The organism is Methylobacterium sp. J-078 (assembly GCF_022829285.1).
GTDB lineage: Bacteria > Pseudomonadota > Alphaproteobacteria > Rhizobiales > Beijerinckiaceae > Methylobacterium.
Genome location: NZ_JAKSYI010000100.1, coordinates 24837 through 42764, shown reverse-complemented (window position 1 = coordinate 42764; position 17928 = coordinate 24837). Strand labels below are relative to the sequence as shown.

At 70.1% G+C, this 17928-nt stretch carries 20 protein-coding genes and 2 riboswitches; of the genes, 2 read left to right on the top strand and 18 right to left on the bottom strand.

What is annotated here, in order from left to right; translation table 11 throughout:
• The 11 genes from MKK58_RS16120 to MKK58_RS16070 all read right to left on the bottom strand — a co-directional run.
• A partial coding sequence (locus tag MKK58_RS16120; RefSeq protein WP_243913005.1) for a TonB-dependent receptor plug domain-containing protein occupies positions 1–510 on the bottom strand: 510 nt, incomplete at its 3' end.
• 109 nt (positions 511–619) lie between these two features.
• Positions 620–819: riboswitch (cobalamin riboswitch) on the bottom strand.
• Positions 820–915: 96 nt separating this feature from the next.
• Positions 916–1410, bottom strand: a complete 495-nt coding sequence (locus MKK58_RS16115; protein WP_243913004.1) for an AAA family ATPase — start codon at positions 1408–1410, stop codon at positions 916–918.
• Positions 1411–1460: 50 nt separating this feature from the next.
• On the bottom strand, positions 1461–2423 hold the full coding sequence (locus MKK58_RS16110; protein WP_243913003.1) for a DUF6925 family protein: 963 nt from the start codon (positions 2421–2423) through the stop codon (positions 1461–1463).
• The gene (locus MKK58_RS16105; RefSeq protein ID WP_243913002.1) at positions 2398–3216 is read right to left on the bottom strand and encodes an ABC transporter ATP-binding protein; all 819 of its coding nucleotides are present in this window, start codon (positions 3214–3216) and stop codon (positions 2398–2400) included. The genes MKK58_RS16110 and MKK58_RS16105 overlap by 26 nt, the downstream gene beginning before the upstream one ends.
• Complete coding sequence (locus MKK58_RS16100) at positions 3213–4223, bottom strand: FecCD family ABC transporter permease (RefSeq protein WP_409565256.1); 1011 nt, start codon at positions 4221–4223, stop codon at positions 3213–3215. Before MKK58_RS16100 ends, MKK58_RS16105 begins: the two co-directional genes overlap by 4 nt.
• A 20-nt stretch (positions 4224–4243) precedes the next feature.
• A complete protein-coding gene (locus MKK58_RS16095; RefSeq protein ID WP_243913009.1) occupies positions 4244–5029 on the bottom strand; it encodes an ABC transporter substrate-binding protein in 786 nt (261 codons plus the stop codon).
• A gap of 83 nt (positions 5030–5112) precedes the next feature.
• Positions 5113–7092, bottom strand: a complete 1980-nt coding sequence (locus MKK58_RS16090) for a TonB-dependent receptor plug domain-containing protein (RefSeq protein ID WP_243913000.1) — start codon at positions 7090–7092, stop codon at positions 5113–5115.
• A 120-nt stretch (positions 7093–7212) separates the two neighbouring features.
• Positions 7213–7425: riboswitch (cobalamin riboswitch) on the bottom strand.
• A gap of 458 nt (positions 7426–7883) precedes the next feature.
• Positions 7884–8699 carry a DUF3658 domain-containing protein gene (locus MKK58_RS16085; protein ID WP_243912999.1) on the bottom strand — a complete coding sequence of 272 codons (816 nt, stop codon included), beginning with the start codon at positions 8697–8699 and terminating at the stop codon, positions 7884–7886.
• 294 nt (positions 8700–8993) lie between these two features.
• On the bottom strand, positions 8994–9266 hold the full coding sequence (locus MKK58_RS16080; protein ID WP_243912998.1) for a GCG_CRPN prefix-to-repeats domain-containing protein: 273 nt from the start codon (positions 9264–9266) through the stop codon (positions 8994–8996).
• Positions 9267–9352: 86 nt separating this feature from the next.
• Entirely contained in the window at positions 9353–9748 is a 396-nt protein-coding gene (locus MKK58_RS16075; RefSeq protein ID WP_243912997.1) for an EF-hand domain-containing protein, read from the bottom strand.
• A 34-nt stretch (positions 9749–9782) separates the two neighbouring features.
• Positions 9783–10079 carry a GCG_CRPN prefix-to-repeats domain-containing protein gene (locus MKK58_RS16070; protein ID WP_409565255.1) on the bottom strand — a complete coding sequence of 99 codons (297 nt, stop codon included), beginning with the start codon at positions 10077–10079 and terminating at the stop codon, positions 9783–9785.
• A 222-nt stretch (positions 10080–10301) separates the two neighbouring features.
• Here MKK58_RS16070 and MKK58_RS16065 point away from each other — a divergent pair, with 222 nt between their 5' ends.
• Both MKK58_RS16065 and MKK58_RS16060 read left to right on the top strand, forming a co-directional pair.
• Positions 10302–11021: a response regulator gene (locus tag MKK58_RS16065; RefSeq protein WP_243912995.1), complete on the top strand. Its 720-nt coding sequence runs from the start codon at positions 10302–10304 to the stop codon at positions 11019–11021.
• Between the two features lie 5 nt (positions 11022–11026).
• Positions 11027–12358: an ATP-binding protein gene (locus MKK58_RS16060; RefSeq protein WP_243913008.1), complete on the top strand. Its 1332-nt coding sequence runs from the start codon at positions 11027–11029 to the stop codon at positions 12356–12358.
• Between the two features lie 713 nt (positions 12359–13071).
• On the opposite strand, the gene MKK58_RS16055 is transcribed toward MKK58_RS16060, so the two are convergent.
• The 7 genes from MKK58_RS16055 to MKK58_RS16025 all read right to left on the bottom strand — a co-directional run bounded on the left by MKK58_RS16055 (position 13072) and on the right by MKK58_RS16025 (position 17873).
• Positions 13072–14427 carry a LysM peptidoglycan-binding domain-containing protein gene (locus MKK58_RS16055; RefSeq protein ID WP_243913007.1) on the bottom strand — a complete coding sequence of 452 codons (1356 nt, stop codon included), beginning with the start codon at positions 14425–14427 and terminating at the stop codon, positions 13072–13074.
• A 517-nt stretch (positions 14428–14944) separates the two neighbouring features.
• Positions 14945–15220, bottom strand: a complete 276-nt coding sequence (locus tag MKK58_RS16050) for a hypothetical protein (protein ID WP_243912994.1) — start codon at positions 15218–15220, stop codon at positions 14945–14947.
• Between the two features lie 75 nt (positions 15221–15295).
• Positions 15296–15466 (bottom strand): hypothetical protein, encoded by a 171-nt coding sequence (locus MKK58_RS16045; RefSeq protein ID WP_243912993.1) that lies wholly within the window; start codon positions 15464–15466, stop codon positions 15296–15298.
• An 82-nt stretch (positions 15467–15548) separates the two neighbouring features.
• Positions 15549–15989 (bottom strand): BA14K family protein, encoded by a 441-nt coding sequence (locus MKK58_RS16040; protein WP_243912992.1) that lies wholly within the window; start codon positions 15987–15989, stop codon positions 15549–15551.
• A 175-nt stretch (positions 15990–16164) separates the two neighbouring features.
• Entirely contained in the window at positions 16165–16602 is a 438-nt protein-coding gene (locus MKK58_RS16035; RefSeq protein ID WP_243912991.1) for a CsbD family protein, read from the bottom strand.
• Between the two features lie 70 nt (positions 16603–16672).
• Entirely contained in the window at positions 16673–16876 is a 204-nt protein-coding gene (locus tag MKK58_RS16030; protein ID WP_243912990.1) for a CsbD family protein, read from the bottom strand.
• A 76-nt stretch (positions 16877–16952) separates the two neighbouring features.
• A complete protein-coding gene (locus MKK58_RS16025) occupies positions 16953–17873 on the bottom strand; it encodes a PhnA-like protein (RefSeq protein WP_243912989.1) in 921 nt (306 codons plus the stop codon).
• Between the last annotated feature and the right edge of the window lie 55 nt (positions 17874–17928).

The following is a 17928-nucleotide window of genomic DNA, read 5'->3' as shown; positions in this document are numbered from 1 at the left end:
CAGGATGTTGACGCTCCCGCCCGGATCGCTGCGTCCGTAGAGGGCACCGGCCGGACCCTTCAGGACTTCGATGGACTGGACGTTCTGGGTGTCGGGCGCGCCGTTGTAGCCGCGGGCGATGTTGAAGCCGTTCTGGAAGATGTCCTGAGTTGCGAAGCCGCGCACTGAGTACAGGGCGAGGTTCTGGGCGCCGAAGTCGTTCTGCTTGCCGACCCCGGGCACGTAGTCGAGGGCGCGCTCGACGCGGGTCGCAGCGGTGTCGACCAGGACCTCCCGGGGCACCACGTCGACCTGCTGCGGCAGGTCGCGGCGCGGCGTCACCGTCTTGGTGCCGCTGTAGAGCTCGGGCACCCGGTAGGTCGGCATGTCGGTAAGGGTACCCTCGACCGAGAGCGCGTCGAGCACCACGGCGGTCCCGCCCGAGGGCGCCCCCTGGGCTGCCACGGCGATGGGGATCGCGCAGGACAGGGCCAGCACGGACATCAGCGGGATGGACGGTGAACGGGACACGTTGATGGGCCTCGGGCGACGGCAGTGGTACGTCACCGCGAACGAGGCCGAACCACGCGCAACGCGCATGCTTCCGCACCCGCCGGGGCACCCCGCCCAGCGTGTCTCGCGTGTGACCACGACTGACGGCAGGTCTCCTGGCTCGCGGGTCACTGCCCTTCACCGTCTTCCCGAGCGAGGCCGCTCAGTGACGTCGGTGGCGAAGGGCTCGCCGCTTACAGTTGCGGGGGCAGCCGCGGCGTTGGGGCTACCCCCGCACCGCGTTCCCTTTTGATCCTCCGGAGAGGAACCGTCACGGCCGAGGTAACATGCCGACGCCCATGCCCGTCAACGGACCAAGTGCAATGCACGAGGGGTTATGCCCTGCCAGCAACACTTGGGAAGACGGATCGCGCACTCCGTCCGTCAGGTCAGGATCTCGACCTGCTCCGGCGGCAAGCTACGCCACCAAGCGTCCGGAGATCGGAAAACCTCGTAGGTGAACCGGAGGACCTCATCCGGCTGGCGATGCGACGGGTCCACGCGACCACGCTCCGCGTTGCGGGACTTCAGGACCTCCCACGGCACATCGAACACTTTCCACTCCACGGTAAGCCCGTGTCGGGCGATGATCCGGAGCTCACGCTCGAACACGGGTCTGGTGAGATGGGTGTCCGCCATCACCACGCTGAAGCCGTTTGTCAGGGCGGCATCCAGGGCTGCTTCCTTGACCCGATGCAGGACTTCCCGGGCTGCATCGTCATGTGAGCCCTGCCTGAGTTCCCAGTAGACCTGCCGGTGTGGCGGCCAGAGCGTCTGACGGAAGTCGTCGAGGGTGAGGTGGACCCAGCCGTCGAGGGGGTCGAAGCGGCGAGCGTAGGTCGTCTTCCCCGCGCCCGGGCAGCCGATCAGGCCGATCACCCTCTGGGGTGCCCCCGGACGATTCCTGCCGGCCACCGTCCGGGTCACGGTCAGGCCGCCGCCTCTGCATCCTCGTCGTCGCCTGCCGTGGCCTCGATGATCTCGCCCCGCAGGTAACGTGCCTGGGCCTCGGCGACCCGGCGTGCGCCCTGGGCGTGGCGGGTCGACACCGTGCGGCCGGGCGCCTCGGGCCCGCCGTGCTTGATCGCCACGAGTTCCGGATCACCCCAGTGGTCGAGCATCTCCTGGAACGCTTCGTAGCGTCCGGCGTCGAAGGCGATGCGTTCGCCCATCATGTCCTTGTAGGGGTGCGCCGGGTGCAGGCCGGCGCAGGGGACCCAGCCCACCGGGATCGGGGTCGTGGCGGCATGGGTCCGACCGCTGCGCAGGAGCTTGGGCAGTACGTGCGTGTGCGGACCCTCGGGGCTGGTGCCGCCGGACCCAGGGATCGGGGCATAGACCTCGACGCGTCCGACCCGCGCCAGGAACACCCGGTGCGGGCTCATGGCGACGAGGTGCGGCCCGATGGGGTTGGCGTGGTCGAACAACGGCATGCCGACGCCGGCCCGCAGCCGCTCGACGGCCTCCGGATCGCGCACCCGCACACAGGCATCCACGGCGAGCAGGCCGAGGCCCAGGTCGAACAGGATGCCGTCGCGATCCTCGACCCGGGCGGCGTTCCGGTCGGGCCCGAGTTCCGTCACCACGGTCCTCCGGTTCATCGTGCATGTCGCTTCCGGCAGGCAAAGCGCGACCGCGTGGTTCCAGCCCGAGGCGACCGCGGTCTCGTAGGCGATTGGCCTCAGGTCGGAACTCGGGGTCAGGGCGATAGCCCCGCGCGCGGTCGCAAGTCCCAGGCGATCGTCAGGGAGGGCCAGGACAGGCTCGTCCGGATCGCGCATGAACTCGGCGATGGCGCCGAAGCTGCCGAGGCTCCAGGCCGTGCCCGGATCGGCCAATGCCTCGCGCAGGAGGGCCACGACAGCATCAGGGCTGGTGGGGGAAGGCTGCATCGATGTCCTCCGGATGTGGCCCTGAACGGTTCCAGGGCAGGATATAGGCGGTTCCGTCCGGTCCGGCCCCACGGCACGCCGTGACGCCGAACGCGTCGGCGAGCAGCCGATCCGTAAGGGCGACGTCCGGGCGTCCGTCGGCGACGAGGCGTCCCGCACCCAGGACCACGATCCGGTCGCAGAACCGTGCGGCGAGGGTCAGATCGTGCAGGACGGCGACGACGCCGGTGCCGGCCAGGGCCACGCTCTGCAACAGCGTCATGGCGTCGAGCTGGTGGGCCGGGTCGAGGGCGGCGATCGGTTCATCGGCCAAAAGCCACTCCGCTTCGACGGCGAGCGCCCGCGCTAGCAGCACGCGCATCCGCTCGCCCGAGGACAGGGTCGGTTCGGTCCGCCCGGCGAAGCGCGCGACGTCGGTCCGTGCCATCGCTCGGTTTATTGCGGCGTGATCGGTGCCATCGAGGCCACCGAACGAGCGTCGATGCGGCAGCCTGCCGAGGGCGACGAGGTCACGCACCTGCATCGGCCAACCGGCTCCCGCGCCCTGAAAAAGGACCGCGATGCGCTTAGCGCGCGCGTCGCGGGAGATGCCCTTGAGCGGCATGCCGTCGAGATTTACGCGGCCCTTGGTCGGGGCGACCAAGCCCGCGAGGGTGCGCAGGAGGGTGGTCTTGCCAGCGCCGTTCGGACCGACCAGACCGACGAGGGTCCCGCGTTCCAGGGACAGAGAGATTTCCGACAGGATGGCACGCCCGCCGAGGCGGACATCGAGGGCTGCGGTCGCGAGGCTCATGCGCCGCGCCCTCGCTCACGCAGGAGGAGCACGATCAGGAACGGTGCCCCAACGAGCGCAGTCACCACACCGAGCTTGAGTTCCGGGCGCGTAGCCAGGAGACGAACGCCCAAGTCCGCGGCAAGCACCAGGGCGGCCCCGGCGAGGCCACTCGGCCACAGGCTGGCGCCGGGACGCGCGCCGACCATCGGTCGTACGAGGTGGGGCACCACGAGGCCGACGAAGCCGATCGCGCCGCTCACGGCGACGCCGCTGCCCACGGCTAGGGCTGCGCCGGTCACGAGGCGCAGGCGGACCGATACCAGATGGAAGCCGAGACTCGCGGCCGTCTCCTCGCCCAGCGTCAGAGCATCGAGCGCGCGAGCCGTGGACAGCATCAGGGCCCAGCCCAATGCCATCAACGGCAGGCAGAGCCAGACATGGTCCATGCTGCGGTCCGCGAGCGACCCCATCAGCCAGAACACGATCTCCAGGGCCGCGTAGGGATTGGGCGACAGGTTGAGCGCCAGCGCCGTCATGGCGCCGGCGAGGCTCGACAGGGCGACACCGGCGAGGATCAATCCCAGGGTGGTGCCGCCCCTTGCGGCGACGAGGTTCAGGGCGAGCGCCGCCACCGCGGCGCCGGCGATCCCGCCGAGCGGGAGGGCGAGGCTGAGGGAGGCCGCGAACCCGCCGTAGAACACTCCCACAGCCCCGAGGGCCGCAGCCGAGGAGATGCCGAGGATGCCGGGATCGGCGAGCGGGTTGCGCAGGTAGCCCTGCATTGCCGCCCCGGTCAGCCCGAGGCTGAAGCCGACGAGGCCACCGAGCAGGGCACGAGGTAGGCGCAGCTCCCAGAGCACCAGCGCCGGGAGGGTCGTCCGTCCGGCGATGAGGTCGCCAGCCGCCGCCGGGACGTCGAAGGGGGCATACCCGACCGCGATAGACGCGACCGTCAGGACGAGCACAAGCAGGCCGAGTATCCAGACGACCGCGCGGGGTCCGACGACCGCCCGGTCGACACGCATGGGAGGCGGGAGGGGAGCGTTCATCGTGCCGCCCGTTGGTGTGCAGCCGCAGCGAGCAAGGCCACGACCTCGGCGACCTGCGGACCTGGACAGGTCCAGAGCCGGTTCGGGATCGAGACGGTGCGACCCTGCCGGCGTAGCGCGTCGAGGACGGGATGATGCAGCAGGGCATCGGCCAGCGACTGCGCGCCAGGCTCCCCCTCGTCGAGGATGATGAGGTCGGCGTCGGCCAAGGCCGCCGCTTCCAGCGGAACCTGCCCGAACCGGTCGCGACCGAGTTCGGCGGCGACGTTGGCGAGGCCGGCGGCACGGATCACCGCGTCGCCGAGGCTGCCGGGTGCCACTGTGAAGGCGTTCGGACGCATCACGAGGGCCCGCAAGGGTTTGGCCGCCGGCATCACCCGAGCCAGCCGCGCGTCGAGGTCCGCGACCATCGCCTCGCCGCGCGCCGGGTGCCCGAGGGCCGCGGCGACGGTCCGGATCTGGGCCCGCACCCCCTCGAAGTCGTTGGGTACGCCGAGTTCGAGAAGGGGGAAGCCGACGCGCTTGAGCAGGCCCACCGTGGTCCGTGTCGTGAAGGCACCGGCAACGACGAGGTCGGGCCGGAGGGCGACGATCTCCTCCGACAGGCCGCGTGTGACCGCGATGCCCATGGCCTCTCGCGCGACGGTCGAGCCGCGTGGGTCATGGGCGAGGTAGGTCACGGCGGCGACCTGATCGCGGTCGGCAAGCCGAAGGACGAGCTCGTCAGCGCAGAGGTTCATCGAGACGACGTGCCGGGGTCCCCCGGATGCCGGGGCGGCCATCCCAGCGGCAATCGACCAGATTTGGCTGACCGCCAGCATCATCGTTAGGACCGCGAAGCCGGACCGTCGTGCCATCGGCGGTCTCAAAACGCGGTCAGGCGGACGCCGCCGTACACGGCGAGGCCTGCCCCGAGGAAGCCGGTGGGGTTCTCGTAGTGGCGGTCGAACAGGTTATCGACCCGCCCAAACACGCTCACCGTCTCGCTGACGTCGTAGTTCACCGCGAGGTTGACCAGGGTAAAGCCCGGGTTCTTGAGCCGCGCCACCGAGAAGTCGCGGTTGCCGTCGACGAAGTGGCCGAGCACGATCACGGTCCCGCTGACGGTCAGACCCGGGAGGGGTGTCCAGAAGGCCGTCGCGCTGCCCTTGTGGCGGGGCCGGCGCAGGAGCTCTTGGTTGGTGATCTCGTTCTTGGTCACCGTGTTGGTGTAGTCGACCCGGCCCGTAAGGGTATCGGAGAACCGGACAGCGACGAAGGCTTCCGCCCCGTACGATTCGGCCCGGCCGACGTTCTCGTTCGAGGTGAAGGTCGCGTTCGAGGTGATGAGGTTCTTGAAGTCGTTGGCGTAGTAAGTCGCGCCGACGAGGACGCGGTCCCCCAGGGGCTGCTCGATGCCGGCGTCGTAGCCGAGGCTCTCCTCCGGCCTGAGGTTCGGGTTGGCGAAGAAGTTCGAGGCCGGGAAGCTCTGGAACAGCTGGCTCAGGGTCGGCGCCTTGAAGCCGGTGCCGACGCTGCCTTTGATCCGGGTCTCGGTGAAGGGCAGGATGTAGCTCGGGGCGACGCGGAAGGTGGTGGCCGGCCCGAAGGCGTCGTTCTCGTCGTGGCGGATGTTGGCGACGAACGACGCCCGCTCGAAGGGCGTCAGCTGCACCTCCCCGTAGCCGGCCGTGTTGCCGTTCCTCGCCCGCAAGTTGCCGGCCCCGAACGGGCTCGGGTCGGTAGTCGACAGGCTCTCGTCGTCACGCTGAGCGCCGAACAGGACGAGGTTGCCGGGCGAGAGTTGGTAGTCGCCGCGGTACTCGTAGCGCGTGCGCTCGCCCAAGCCCGTCGTCGCGTCCGGCGTCGCAAGAAAGTCGAGGGGGCCCTGCTGTCTGTTGAACAGGTTCGAGTAGTTGATCGCGAAGAGGTTGTGGAACCCAGCGAACGGCGTCCACTCGGCCTCGTTGCGGGTGAAGACCTGCTGCACGTCGGCGGCACTCCGGAACGCCGCCGGGAAGGCCGGGAAGGTGCTGTAGTCGGTGCCGGTGAACAGGAGGCGGGAATTGATGAATCGCGTCACCGAGTTGATGCGGAGGGTGTCGGTGAACTGGTAGCCGAACTTCGCCGAGACCGTCTCGTTGTCGTAAAAATTCGGATGGATCGCCCGGCCGAACGGGACGAGGTTTGGTGGCGTCACCGGCGTCGCGGCCGCACGGAAGTGCTGGATCGAGACCGAATAGTCGAAGCCGTTCTCCGACCCGCTGATCCTGCCGCTTTGGTTGAAGGTACCGAACGAGCCGCCCTCGATCCGCGCGGTGGCCCTGGCCGGTCCCTCGCCACGCTTCGTCGTGAAGGAGATCGCGCCTCCGATGGCGTCGCTGCCGTAGAGCCCGCTCTGGGGACCCCTGAGCACCTCGATGCGGGAGAGGTCGTCGGTCAGGAGTTGCCCGAAGTCGAAGGAGCCGTTCGGGTTCGACGGGTCGGTCGCGTCGATGCCGTCGATGAGCACCTTCACGTGGTTCGAGTTCGAGCCGCGAATGAACACCGAGGTCTGACCGCCCGGGCCGCCGGTCTGCACGACGTTGAGGCCCGGCACCTGCTGGAGGGCATCCGGGACGGTGCGGCGCTGCTGGGCCTCCAGCGTAGCGGCGGTGAGCACGGTGACGCTCGATCCCACCTGGTCGACCGGGGTCGGAACGCCGGTGGCGGAGACGGAAAGCTCGGAGAGCGTGACGGCCGCCTCGGCCCCCCGCGGGACATCGGCGAAGGGTGCGGCGGCCTGTTGCGCCAGGGCGGATACGGGAAGGGAGGCGCAGGCGAGCGCGAGCGTGCGCAGGCACGCGGATCGGGAGGGGAAGGACACGGGACAAGCCTCGGGCGACGTCTGTGGCACGTCACCGCGAACGAGGCCTAGGCGCTTGCCTGTCGTGAGGACAGCCGAACGCCTCGACACCCATCAGGACACCCCGCCCGATGCGTTTCGCGTGTGACCACGACTGACGGCAGGTCTCCTGGCTCGCGGGTCACCGCCCTCTCATCGTCTTCCCAGGCCCGAAGACCCAGTGACGTGCTGATGATGGGCTCGCCGCTTACAGTTGCGGGGGCAGCCGCGGCTTCGGGGAGGCCCTTTCGGACCTCATCCTCACCGCGTTCCCTTTTGATCCTCCGGGGAGGAACCGTCACGGCCGAGGTACCATGCCGACGCCCATGCCCGTCAACGGACGAAGTGCAATGCACGAGGGGTTATGCCCTGCCGGCAACACTCGGGAAGACGGATCGCGCGCTCCGTCCGTCAGCTCAGGACCTCGACCTGCTCCGGCGGCAAGCTACGCCACCACGCGTCCGGGGATCGGAAGGCCTCGTAGGTGAACCGGAGCACCGCATCCGGCTGGTGACAACCGACAGGTCGAGCACGACGTCGCGCTCGTGCAGGCGTGCGTCGCGGATGAGGCGGATCGCTTCGGCGGGCGTGGACGGCGCGATGCCGTCGACGGACGGCGTGTTCGCTCCCAGGGTGTCGACGCGGAAATGGGACACCGGCGCCCCGGACGCCCTGATTGCCTCGACGACCATGAGGGCCGCCTGGACGGTGTGGGTACGGGTCCCGGCGTCGGAGAAGGCCATGATCAATGCGGCGGACCTCCCAGAAGGGGATCAGGCAAGCCCATGACCTGCAGGCCGGCGAACCTCGTGGTCCCGCATCCCCGGCCCGGCTCCCCTGACCTCAAGGGCGCCCATATCTCCGAGCGCGCGCACGCGACCGAACAGGACAACGTCACCGACGCCCTGGTCCGGCGGGTCCACGTCGAAGGTCAGGTGGCGGATCGCACGACCGATCAGTCTCGCGACCACCTCCCATTCTTCCTCGGCCTGTCCCACCAGGACGGCATCGAAATGCGTGAGGGGCGCCGACACCAAGCGCCCATCGCGGACGACGCGCAGCGGGGCGTTCTCGCGTCGCAACCGCGACCATCCCGCCGATGCCGCGTCCCTCTCAGGTCCGGAGAACGTCCGTCGTTTCGCCCTGAGATCGAATGCGACGATGTCCTGCTTGCGCATCGAGCCGAGCGATCGTGGCGAACGGATCCCATCCAGCGTGATATGATCGAGCCCGGTGGCATCGACGACGTCGAATGGCCGCCCCGCCATGCGGTATGCAAACTCCAGGAAGCTTGCCTGCTCCCCGGCGTTGCGCATGCAGACCCAGAAGACCGGGTAGACGGCAGCGGACGTGGCGTCCGTCCAAGGCGCCTCCGGCTCGCGTCGGTCATCGGCGGGATCACAGCGTAGGACGGTCCTGATCCATGCCTGGCGCACGTCTGGGTCCGGCGGATCGATGGGGCCGTAGTTCAGATCACCGGAAAGCCCGATGACGCGCTCCTCGCATCCCTGCGAGCGCAGGGCATCGCGAAGCGTTTCCGCGATGCTACGGCCGTGGACGACATGGACGATCTCGACGTCGTCGCTCATTTCGCATCCTCCTTCTCCGTGCGGGTCGTGCGGGGCACCACGCGCTGGATCGGGACCCGATGAAACGGTCGGTTGTCGCCAGACCGCAGGGTGGAGCGAAACGGCGAGATCGGGTCAATTCCCCGTCCGTCCACTTCGAGCGTGGGATGGGTGGCATTCCGTCGATCCGCCACGGGATCGATGGTGGTGGGCCGTTCCGGCCCAGAAGCTGTCACGCCCGCGCCCGGTACGTTGACCGGGCGCGGGTCTGAGGGCGTCGAGGCGTTCGGTCGGAAACCGACCGGACCTTCGGCGTCAGCGGCGGCAGCGACCGCCCGGACCGCGGTAGAGACCGGGCGGGCAACCGCGCGGCGCGCCGGTGATGGCCCGCCTGATGGCGCCCCGGGGCCCACGGTTCAGGCGACAGCCCCCGAACGGGCCGCGATGGGCGCCGAACCCGCACCCGCCGCGGATCTGGACGATAGGGGCGTCGACGCCGATCCCGCCGGCCGGCATGGGCAGGGCCTGGGCCCCGCCCGCCATGAGCAGGGTCGCGAAACCGCCGACGATGAGACCTGTGAGCTTCATCCTGATTCCTTCGTTGTGGCGGGCACGGCAGATCGGCCGTGCCCTGGGAAAGACCGATTTCCGAACCCCGAGCCCGGGCATTCGGTTCACTTGGCGCGGCAGGGCCGCTCCGCGCGGACGACGCGACCGTCGTGGTCGGCGTCGAGGCGCGCGAAGCGCTTGGTGGACGTTGCGTCGATCTCCTCCGCGGTGAGGAAGCCGTCGCCGTCCGCGTCGATGGCCCGAAACCGCCCTGCCGGGTCGTAGGGCCCCTTGCCGGGATGGGCATCCCACCAGGCCGCCCATTCCGCCCGGCTGACGCGCCCGTCACGGTCGGCGTCGGCTCGCATGATCCGGTTGCGGTTCCGCGCGAGGAACGTGGCGAGGTCGAGGCCGACGCCCTCCGCACGCCTTGTCGGATCGGAGCCCTGGGGCGTCTGGGCGGAGGCGGCAGACCCCGCCAGGATCGTAGCCAGGGCAAAGCAGGCGATAGCCTTCGTCATGATCGCACCTCTCGCGTCGCCGGATCGACCAGGATCACCAATGCCGATGCCAGCCGCGGTGCCAGCCCCCATGCCAGCCGACGCGGCCGTAGCCCCCGCCCCAGCGGTGCCAGCGCGGTCCGCCCCAGCCGAACCGCCGCGGACCATAGAACGCGGGCCGATAGGCGTAGGGCCGGTAGAATACTCTCGGTCCGAGGTTGGGCCGGCAGAAGCCGTAGAACCCGCGGTGGAACCCGAGCCCGCAGCCGTCCCGTGCTTCGGCCGTGCCGGCGGTGGCCAGCGGCGCCGCCAGACCGGCCGCCAGCAGGGCCGCGGGCAGGAGCCGCCTCATCAGGGTCGGCGCGCGTACCGCTTCCTTCGTCATCGTCTCGTCTCCCGATGCGTGGTTGCAACTGACGCCATCCTGCCGCCGGCCTGTCGCAGGGATTTGCCGGGAAACCCCGTTTTCGTCGCGATCCGTCGCCGGTCCGGAGGGCCCGATACATCTTGCGACAGACTCCCTCGGGAGACGGACGCCGCCGCGCGTTAAGGTCCGGGACGAAAGGCATGGGACATGGACGACGCACATATCCTCGTGGTGGACGACCATCGCGACATCCGCGATCCGCTCGCGGCGTACCTGAAGCGCCACGCGTTCCGGGTCACCGTCGCGGCCGACGCGGCGGCCGCTCGGGTCTTCCTGGCGGGAAGCGTCATCGACCTCGTGCTCCTCGACGTGATGATGCCGGGGGAGGACGGGCTCTCGCTCTGCCGCCATATCCGGGAGGCCTACGACACCCCCGTGATCCTCCTCACCGCCCTGGCGGAGGGGACCGACCGGATCGTCGGACTCGAGATCGGGGCCGACGACTACGTCACGAAGCCGTTCGAGCCGCGCGAGCTCCTCGCCCGCATCAAGAACCTCCTTCGGCGCACGCGCGCGCTTCCCCGCACCCGGGACGAGGCCGACGGGCGCAGGCTGGCGTTCGACCGCTGGACGCTGGACACCGACCGGCGCGAGCTCGTCGACGACGCCGGCACCCCGGTGGCACTGAGCACGGCTGAGTTCCGGCTGCTGTCCGCGCTGGCCCGGTATCCGAAGGTGGTGCTCTCCCGTGACCAGCTCCTCGACCTGACGAGTGGCCGCACCGGAGACGCGTTCGACCGTAGCATCGACAATCAGGTCAGCCGCCTCCGGCGCAAACTGGAGCGCGACCCGGCCAATCCGGGGCTCCTCAAGACCGTCTGGGGCGGCGGCTACGTCCTGGCGGCCGAGGTGAGGACTGTCCGTTGAGGCTGATGCAGCATTCGCTCGGCGGCCGGTTGGCGCTCCTGCTCGTGCTCGCGGTGGTGGGCGCCCAGGCGGTGGCCTTCGCGATGTTCGCGCACGAATCCTCGCGGGTCGGTCGCGCGGCGGCCCGGACCCAGGTGGTCGACCGCATCGCCACGCTGGTACGCCTGCTCGACACCGTCCCGCCCGAGACCGTCCCGGGCGTGGTCGCGGCCTACGGCTCCCCGCGCCACCGCTTCACCATCGACGCCGGCAGCCTCGTGCCCGAGGGCGCGATGGGCATCGACGAGGCGCGACTCGCGCGGCGGATCGACCGTCGCATGAAGGACGATGCGAGCCAGGCGCGGATCGCCCTGGTGGAGCGGGACGTCGCGGAGGATGCGCCCCCGGGCCGTCTCTCGGACAAAACACAGGCCCTGCGGGTCTCCGTCCGGCTCGACGACGGGCGCTGGCTCAACGCCGAGGCCCCGCTCTCGCTGCGGACACCGCCTTGGATGCGCATCGCGCTCATCCAGGTCCTGGCGAGCGTGTTCGCCGTGCTCGCGGTCGTCGCCGTCGCGAGGCGCGGGATCGTCGGTCCGGTGGCGGACCTCGCCAGGGCCGCGGAGATGGCCGGTCGGGGCGCCGCGTTCGAGCCGCTGCCGGAGCGCGGCCCGCGTGAGTTGCGGACCATGACGGCGGCGTTCAACCTGATGCAGGAGCGCTCGGGGGCCTTCGTCGCCGACCGCACCCGGATGCTGGCCGCCATCAGCCACGACCTGCGCACCCCCATCGCGTCGCTCTGGCTCCGGGCCGAGATGGTCGAGGACGACGAATTGCGAAGCGCGATGGTGCGCACGATCTCGGACATGAGGCGGATGGTCGACGCGACGCTGGCTTTCGCCCGGGACGATGCGCTCGCCCAGGACAGCGGCCCGCTGGACCTCGCCGAGATGGTCCGGGCCCTCGTGGACGATCATCTGGTTCTGGGGCGGGACGTCTCCGTCGCGTCGCCGGCCGGCCTCCCGTTCCACGGTCGGCGGGTGGCGCTGCGTCGGGCCCTCGACAACCTCGTCGAGAACGCCGTCCGTTACGGCGACAGGGCGCGGATCACCCTTGAACGGGCCGACGAACATATCCGGATCCTCGTCGACGACGACGGACCGGGCATTCCGCCCGACAGGATCGAGGAGATGTTCGCGCCCTTCGCGCGGCTGGAGGGTTCGCGCAACGCGGACACGGGCGGGACCGGTCTCGGCCTAGCCATCGCGCGGTCGGCGGTCCGCGCTCATGGTGGCGACGTGGCGTTGGTCAATCGGGCCGGCGGCGGCCTGCGGACCGAGGTGACCCTACCGGCTTGAGGCCATACTCCCCCGGGTCTGTCTTCAAAAGGCCGGTGCGCTACGATTACTCCGGGCGCACCCAAGTTGTGCTGCGAACCTCCCCGTGAGCGGCGAGACGCCGGACCGGCTCGATCAGTCTCCGTACCCGTAGCCATAAACCGGTGCGTAGCCGTAGCCGCCGCCCCAGCCGCGAGCCTCGGCGGGTGCCAATGCCAGCAGGCCGCGCCCGAGCAGCGCCGTGGAGGCACGTGCGAGTTTGCGCCTTCGATAACTCCTGTCGTTCGGGACGTGGGCTTGAAACAACCCCGCCCGCTCGACCGTTCCGGCAGCGGCGATGGTACAGCACGCCACAGGGCCAGTCGCCGTTGCCGCCGAGGTCGGCGTGTTAGCCTATAGCCGGCGCAAATACGCTCGATATCGCGGTCGTACCATACCAGGTGTCGCTTTGTGCTATTGGGTAGACGGCGGGTTTGTATTGACGGCGAGCATCACCGAACTGACTGCGACGGGTTCGTCCTGTACCGGAAAGACTCGAATGCACGCGTCCTGAAATATCAGACAGGACAGACGGCATGATACGCATGAACGCATTCGGCTTGATCTGATGGACCGGAAACATGCTCGGGGCGAGACCGTTCCCGCATGGTCCCATCGGCGCAGGAACCGAAGACCATCGGGTCCGAGGCGGAGCCATCCTTGCAGGGTGGAACCGGATCATCGCCGCGTTCTGCTCAGCCGCGTTTTCCGTCCTTCACGGCATCGACGGAATCCTCACTCGGCAGCACGAACACCTGGCCCGGATAGATCAGGTCCGGGTCGCGGATCTGGTCCTGGTTGGCGTCGTAGATCGCCGTGTACCGGTCACCCTCGCCGTAGGTCCGCCGGCTGATCGCCCAGAGGCTGTCGCCGCGCTCGATCCGGGCGGTCCTGACCTCCGGTACGTAGACGGTGCCGGGCGCGGGCTCCATCCTGATCGGGTCCCGCACGGTTTCCGAGGATGCCGGCGCCGACGGTGTCTCTGATCGAGAATGCTTCGGGGCATCCGAGCCACCCTTACTCCCGCCTTGTCGCCCGACCGTTGGCGGCGAGGATGCGTTCGACGCCGTCTTCCCACCGCCATCCTTGTCGGGTGCCGGCTCGGATGGTGCCGCGACCGAGCGGTTCGTCCCAGCGATCCGAGCGCCATCCGGCACGGAGAAGGGCACTTCCACGCGGCTCCGAACCTTCCCCGAAGCCGCATCGACCTGATCGAGTCGGACCTTGTAGTCCCCCGGCTTGATCCCTCGGCCGATGGTGAAGGTCACGGTGCCGTCGCGGCCGACCGTGGCGGGGGCGATCAGGGTGTCGTTGAGATAGAGCCGCACGGTCGCACCGGCGGGCGCCTGGCCGCTGACGAACAGCCGACCGCCGTCCTGCGCATCGACGCTGACGACCTTGGTGGGGGCCTCCGCCGATTCCGCCACGGCCGCCTGTTTCGGCGGCGCGGCCTGCGACGCCTCCGAAGAGCTGGACCCGGCCCCGTCGGATGCCCCTCGATCCGATTCCTTCGCGTCGGGGCCGTCGCCGTTCCCGGTCCGGCTGGTCCGGGCCGCATCGTTTGCGGCAATGTCGCCCGGGGCGCCGTCGGCCGGAAGGGCCCCGCCTGGCCCGCGCTGAGCCGGGGGATCGGTGCCCGTCATCGTCCGTCGCGGCGACGTGGCCTCGGAACCCGAGCGTGTTGCCGTCCGAGACGGGCCCGGTTGCGACAGCACGACGGTCGGCCTGTCGGGCGAGGTCAGGGCGACCAACGGCTTGGCATCGTGCGAGGGCGAGACCGCCACCGCGACACTGTCCCGCGATGGGCGAACCACGCCCTTCCCATCGGTCACCCGGAGGCCGACCTCGCTGCTGCCGGCTGGTAGCGCCGGGGGAACAATGGCGAACTGGCCGTTCGCATCGGCGACCGCCCTGGCTGTGGGCTTGCCGTCGACCAGGAGTTCCACGGTGCCGTTCGGCGTCGCCCGTCCGGCGACGACGAGTTCCCCGTTCGGCTCGACGCGCACGGTGTCGAAAGACGGGGAACTCGGGTCCGAGGCGCCGGGAGCCATCGCCACGCCTGGTTCGCCCGTTTTCGCCTCCGTCGCCGACCCTTCCGGAGCCACCGCCTCCGAGGCGTTTCCTCGGCGGACGTCGACATCCGGCCGTGACAGGGCCGCCGCCGGTTGCCTGCTCTCGCCGTCCGACGTCGGAGGGGGCGCCCCGAAACGCCAGAGATCACCGTTGCCGCCGACCAAGACCACGATCAGTCCGATCCCGAGGAGGAGGGCAAGGAGCGCAATGGAAGCCCCGCGGTGTCGGACCGGTGTCGTCGTGTGCCTGGCGGGCAGCGGCAGCGGGGCGAGCGTCCTCGCATCCTTTCGGGAACCGCCACGTCTACGGAAGAGGGCGGCGAGCAGCGCCACGACAACGAGGAGGATCGCCGGGAACACCCGAAGGAAGGCGCGGCTCAGGCGGGTCAGCATAGCGTCCTCGTTTCCCTCAACTGGGGCGAGTCATGTCGGGGGTTCCAAGTCCTCGGGCAGGGCCGACCATGTCTCGGCGGGACGACGCTCCCGATCGCGTCGGTCAGTCGTCGGCCTCACCGGACGATCCGGCACGGGACCGCTCGTAAGCGGCGATGGCCTGCGAGCATCCCTCCGACAGATTCGGTCGATTGCGCTTGAAGCAGGCCTTCACCTCGGGCCCGCCCGGCTTCATCCCGGCACACAGGCGAAGGTAGTCGCTCCCGCAATTCGCCCGCATGGCCTCCATCTCGGGGCCCTCCTGCGCCCGGGATGGCCGAGACGCGATCAGGCTGGCGGCGAGCGCGAGTGTCGCGAAGGCGAGGATACGGATGTTCATCCTACGATCTTTCCGTGCGTTGGGGCCGGGATGGGCGACCCGTGCGGGCGGGTGCCCGCATGGGTCACCACCGGCTCAGCGAGCCGGCTGGCTCGGTGCCGTGGCGGGCGGATTGGCAAGCTGCTGGCGGGCCTCGGCGAGCTTTGCCTGGGCGGTGCTCAGGTCCTGCCGGGCCGAGGCCAGCTGCTCGTCGATCGCCGCCGCCTCCTTGTTGCGGGTGGCAAGCGTCTCGGGAACACGAGACATTTTGCGGGTCCGCGAGGCGTCCGGGAGCCATGCCGTCATCGCACCCGGCCCGCCTGAATGGCGGGCCGGGCGATCCTCGTGATTACGGGCAGGCGTGGCGGTCGCCGTCGTTGCCAAGATAAGTCCCGCTCGACGCGTCGTAGGACCGGAAGCGACGGGCGCAGTAGGCGACCGCCTCGGGGCCCGGGCCGCCCTGCACGACCAGCGGCGCGGCCTGCGCCTGCGAGTTGGCGATGGCGCCGCCGATGATGGCACCGGCCGCCAGGCCGGCGACCCCCGCGCCCACCGCGGCGCCGATGCCGGGCCCGCGGCGGTAACCGTAGCCGCGACCATAACCCCGGCCATAGCCACGTCCGCCGCGCCAGCCGTGCCGATGACCGAAGCGACGGTACTGGACGTAGTCGGTCGGCAGGTCACCGCGCACGAGCGCGTGGACGGGACCGGAGTTCGCCGGGGATGCCTCGGCCGGCATCCCGACGAGGGTCGCGGCGACGGTGGCGGCGAGGGCGAGGGTCAGCTTCATCGTGAAGGGGTTTCCTGGATCGGTCTCAAGCGGGAACGGACGGTCAGTAGCCCCGGCGGTTCGGCGGCGCGGCGGACCGGCCGCTGAGCCGGCGGCTGACGTAGGCGATGACCTTCGGGAGCAGGAAGGCGGTGAGGAGCTTGCGGATCATGGGATGGTCTCCGAGGTCGGTGGGTTAGCGCTTGGAGCGAGACAGCCAGCCCACCGCGAAGGCGACGGCCGCGAGGCCGAGCAGGGCGGAGGTGCGATTGTCGTCGGCGTAGCGAACGGCCCGGCGGCCGTAGGTCGTGCCGCGCTTGGCCGCGTGGCGGGCGAAATCGCGACCATCATCGATGAGGTTTCCCGCCCGGTCGCGGGCCTCGTCGACGAAGTGACGCCCGTCATCGATCAGGGTGCCGGCGCGAACCCGAACCTCGTGGGCGATGTCGCGCCCGTCGTCGATGAGATCCTCGGCCCGGTCGCGGGTGCGGCCATAGGCGTACTGGGCGCCGCCGGCCACCTGGTTCACGGCGCCGCGCACCTGACGGGCCGGATCGCCGGTGAGGCCGCCGACAGCGGTCTGGGCACGGCCCTTGAGATGGCGAGTCGCGCCGCGGAACTGGTCTCCATTCATGGGATACTCCTGATTTTGGGGTGGCTGGAGGCGGAGGGATCCGAGGTCGGATCTCCCCCGCCGTCTCGGGTCAGCGCTTGCCGGTGACCTTGTCGACCAGGGAGGACACGCCGTCCTTGGCCTCGCCGACCGTGCGCTGGGCCTCGCCCTTGAGTTCCTGGGCCTTGCCCTCGACGACCAGCTTGTCGTTGCCCGTGACCTTGCCGGCGGCCTGCTTGACGTTGCCGGCGGCCTCGTTGGCGAGGCCCTTCAGCTTGTCCGTGGTGCTGCTCATGGGATGGCTCCTTCGGTTTGAGGACGAATGCGGGTTGGGAGGTCCGGCCGGTCACGGGGACCGGCCGGGGACCGGTTCAGACGCGACGGGCGTCGTAGGCGTCGGCCAGGGTCGGGAGCTTCGGGGCGCCGAGGCGGCCGCCGAAGAACCCGGCGAGCGCGCCGAGGATCAGGGCGAGCGCGCCGTAGAAGGCGCCCTGCGTGGCGGCGGACTTGGCCGCCACCGCCGCGGCCTCGGCCTTCTGCTTGGCGGTCGCCACGGTCTCGTCGTACTGCTTGCGGTAGTCCTGGATCTGCGCCTTGGCCTGGTCGACCGGGATGCCCTGAGCCTTGGCCAGCGCGTCGGCCGCGCGGGTCTCGGCCTGGGCCTTCTGGGCGGCGTCACCCGTGAAGATCGCGCGGATCGCCGCGACGGCGGCGTCCTTGGCGGCCTGCGGGTCCTGGCCAGCGGTCTGGTTGCGGACCGACTGCTCGATGCCGTCGAAGGGATTCGAGATCTTGGACAGCGACGGTGCGGCAGCTTGGGCCGCCGTCTGCACGGTGCCGCCGACGAGCGAGCCGGCGCCGCCGAGCGTGCTGGTCACGCCCGAGAAGGCACCGCCGATGAGGCCGCCGGCCGCCGAGGTCAGCAGGTAGAGCACCACGAGGGTGGTCACCGCCCAGGAAACGAGGCCGTGCAGGCCTGCCGCGCCGGTGATCGGCTTGCCCGAGAGGCGCCCGGCGATGACGCCGCCGGCCAGGGCGGCGACGATGCCGGAGCCGACGAACCAGATTCCGGCGCCCATCGAGAGCGTCGAGGCGGCCGGGTTGTCGGCGGCGGTGGTGCCGACGCTGGACAGGCCGACGCCGACGCCGACCATGTTGAGGATGACCTGGGTCACTAGCGCCGTTACGGCGCCGGCGAAGATGGCGCCCCAAGAGACCTGGTTCAGCAGGACGGTGCGGGTGTCGGCCGAGGCCGCGGCGGGAGAGGTCGCGAGAAGGGGTGACGTGGACACGTTGACGGTACTCCGGGTGGTCGGTCGTCCGAGTCGTTCGGTCGTTCGAGAGGTT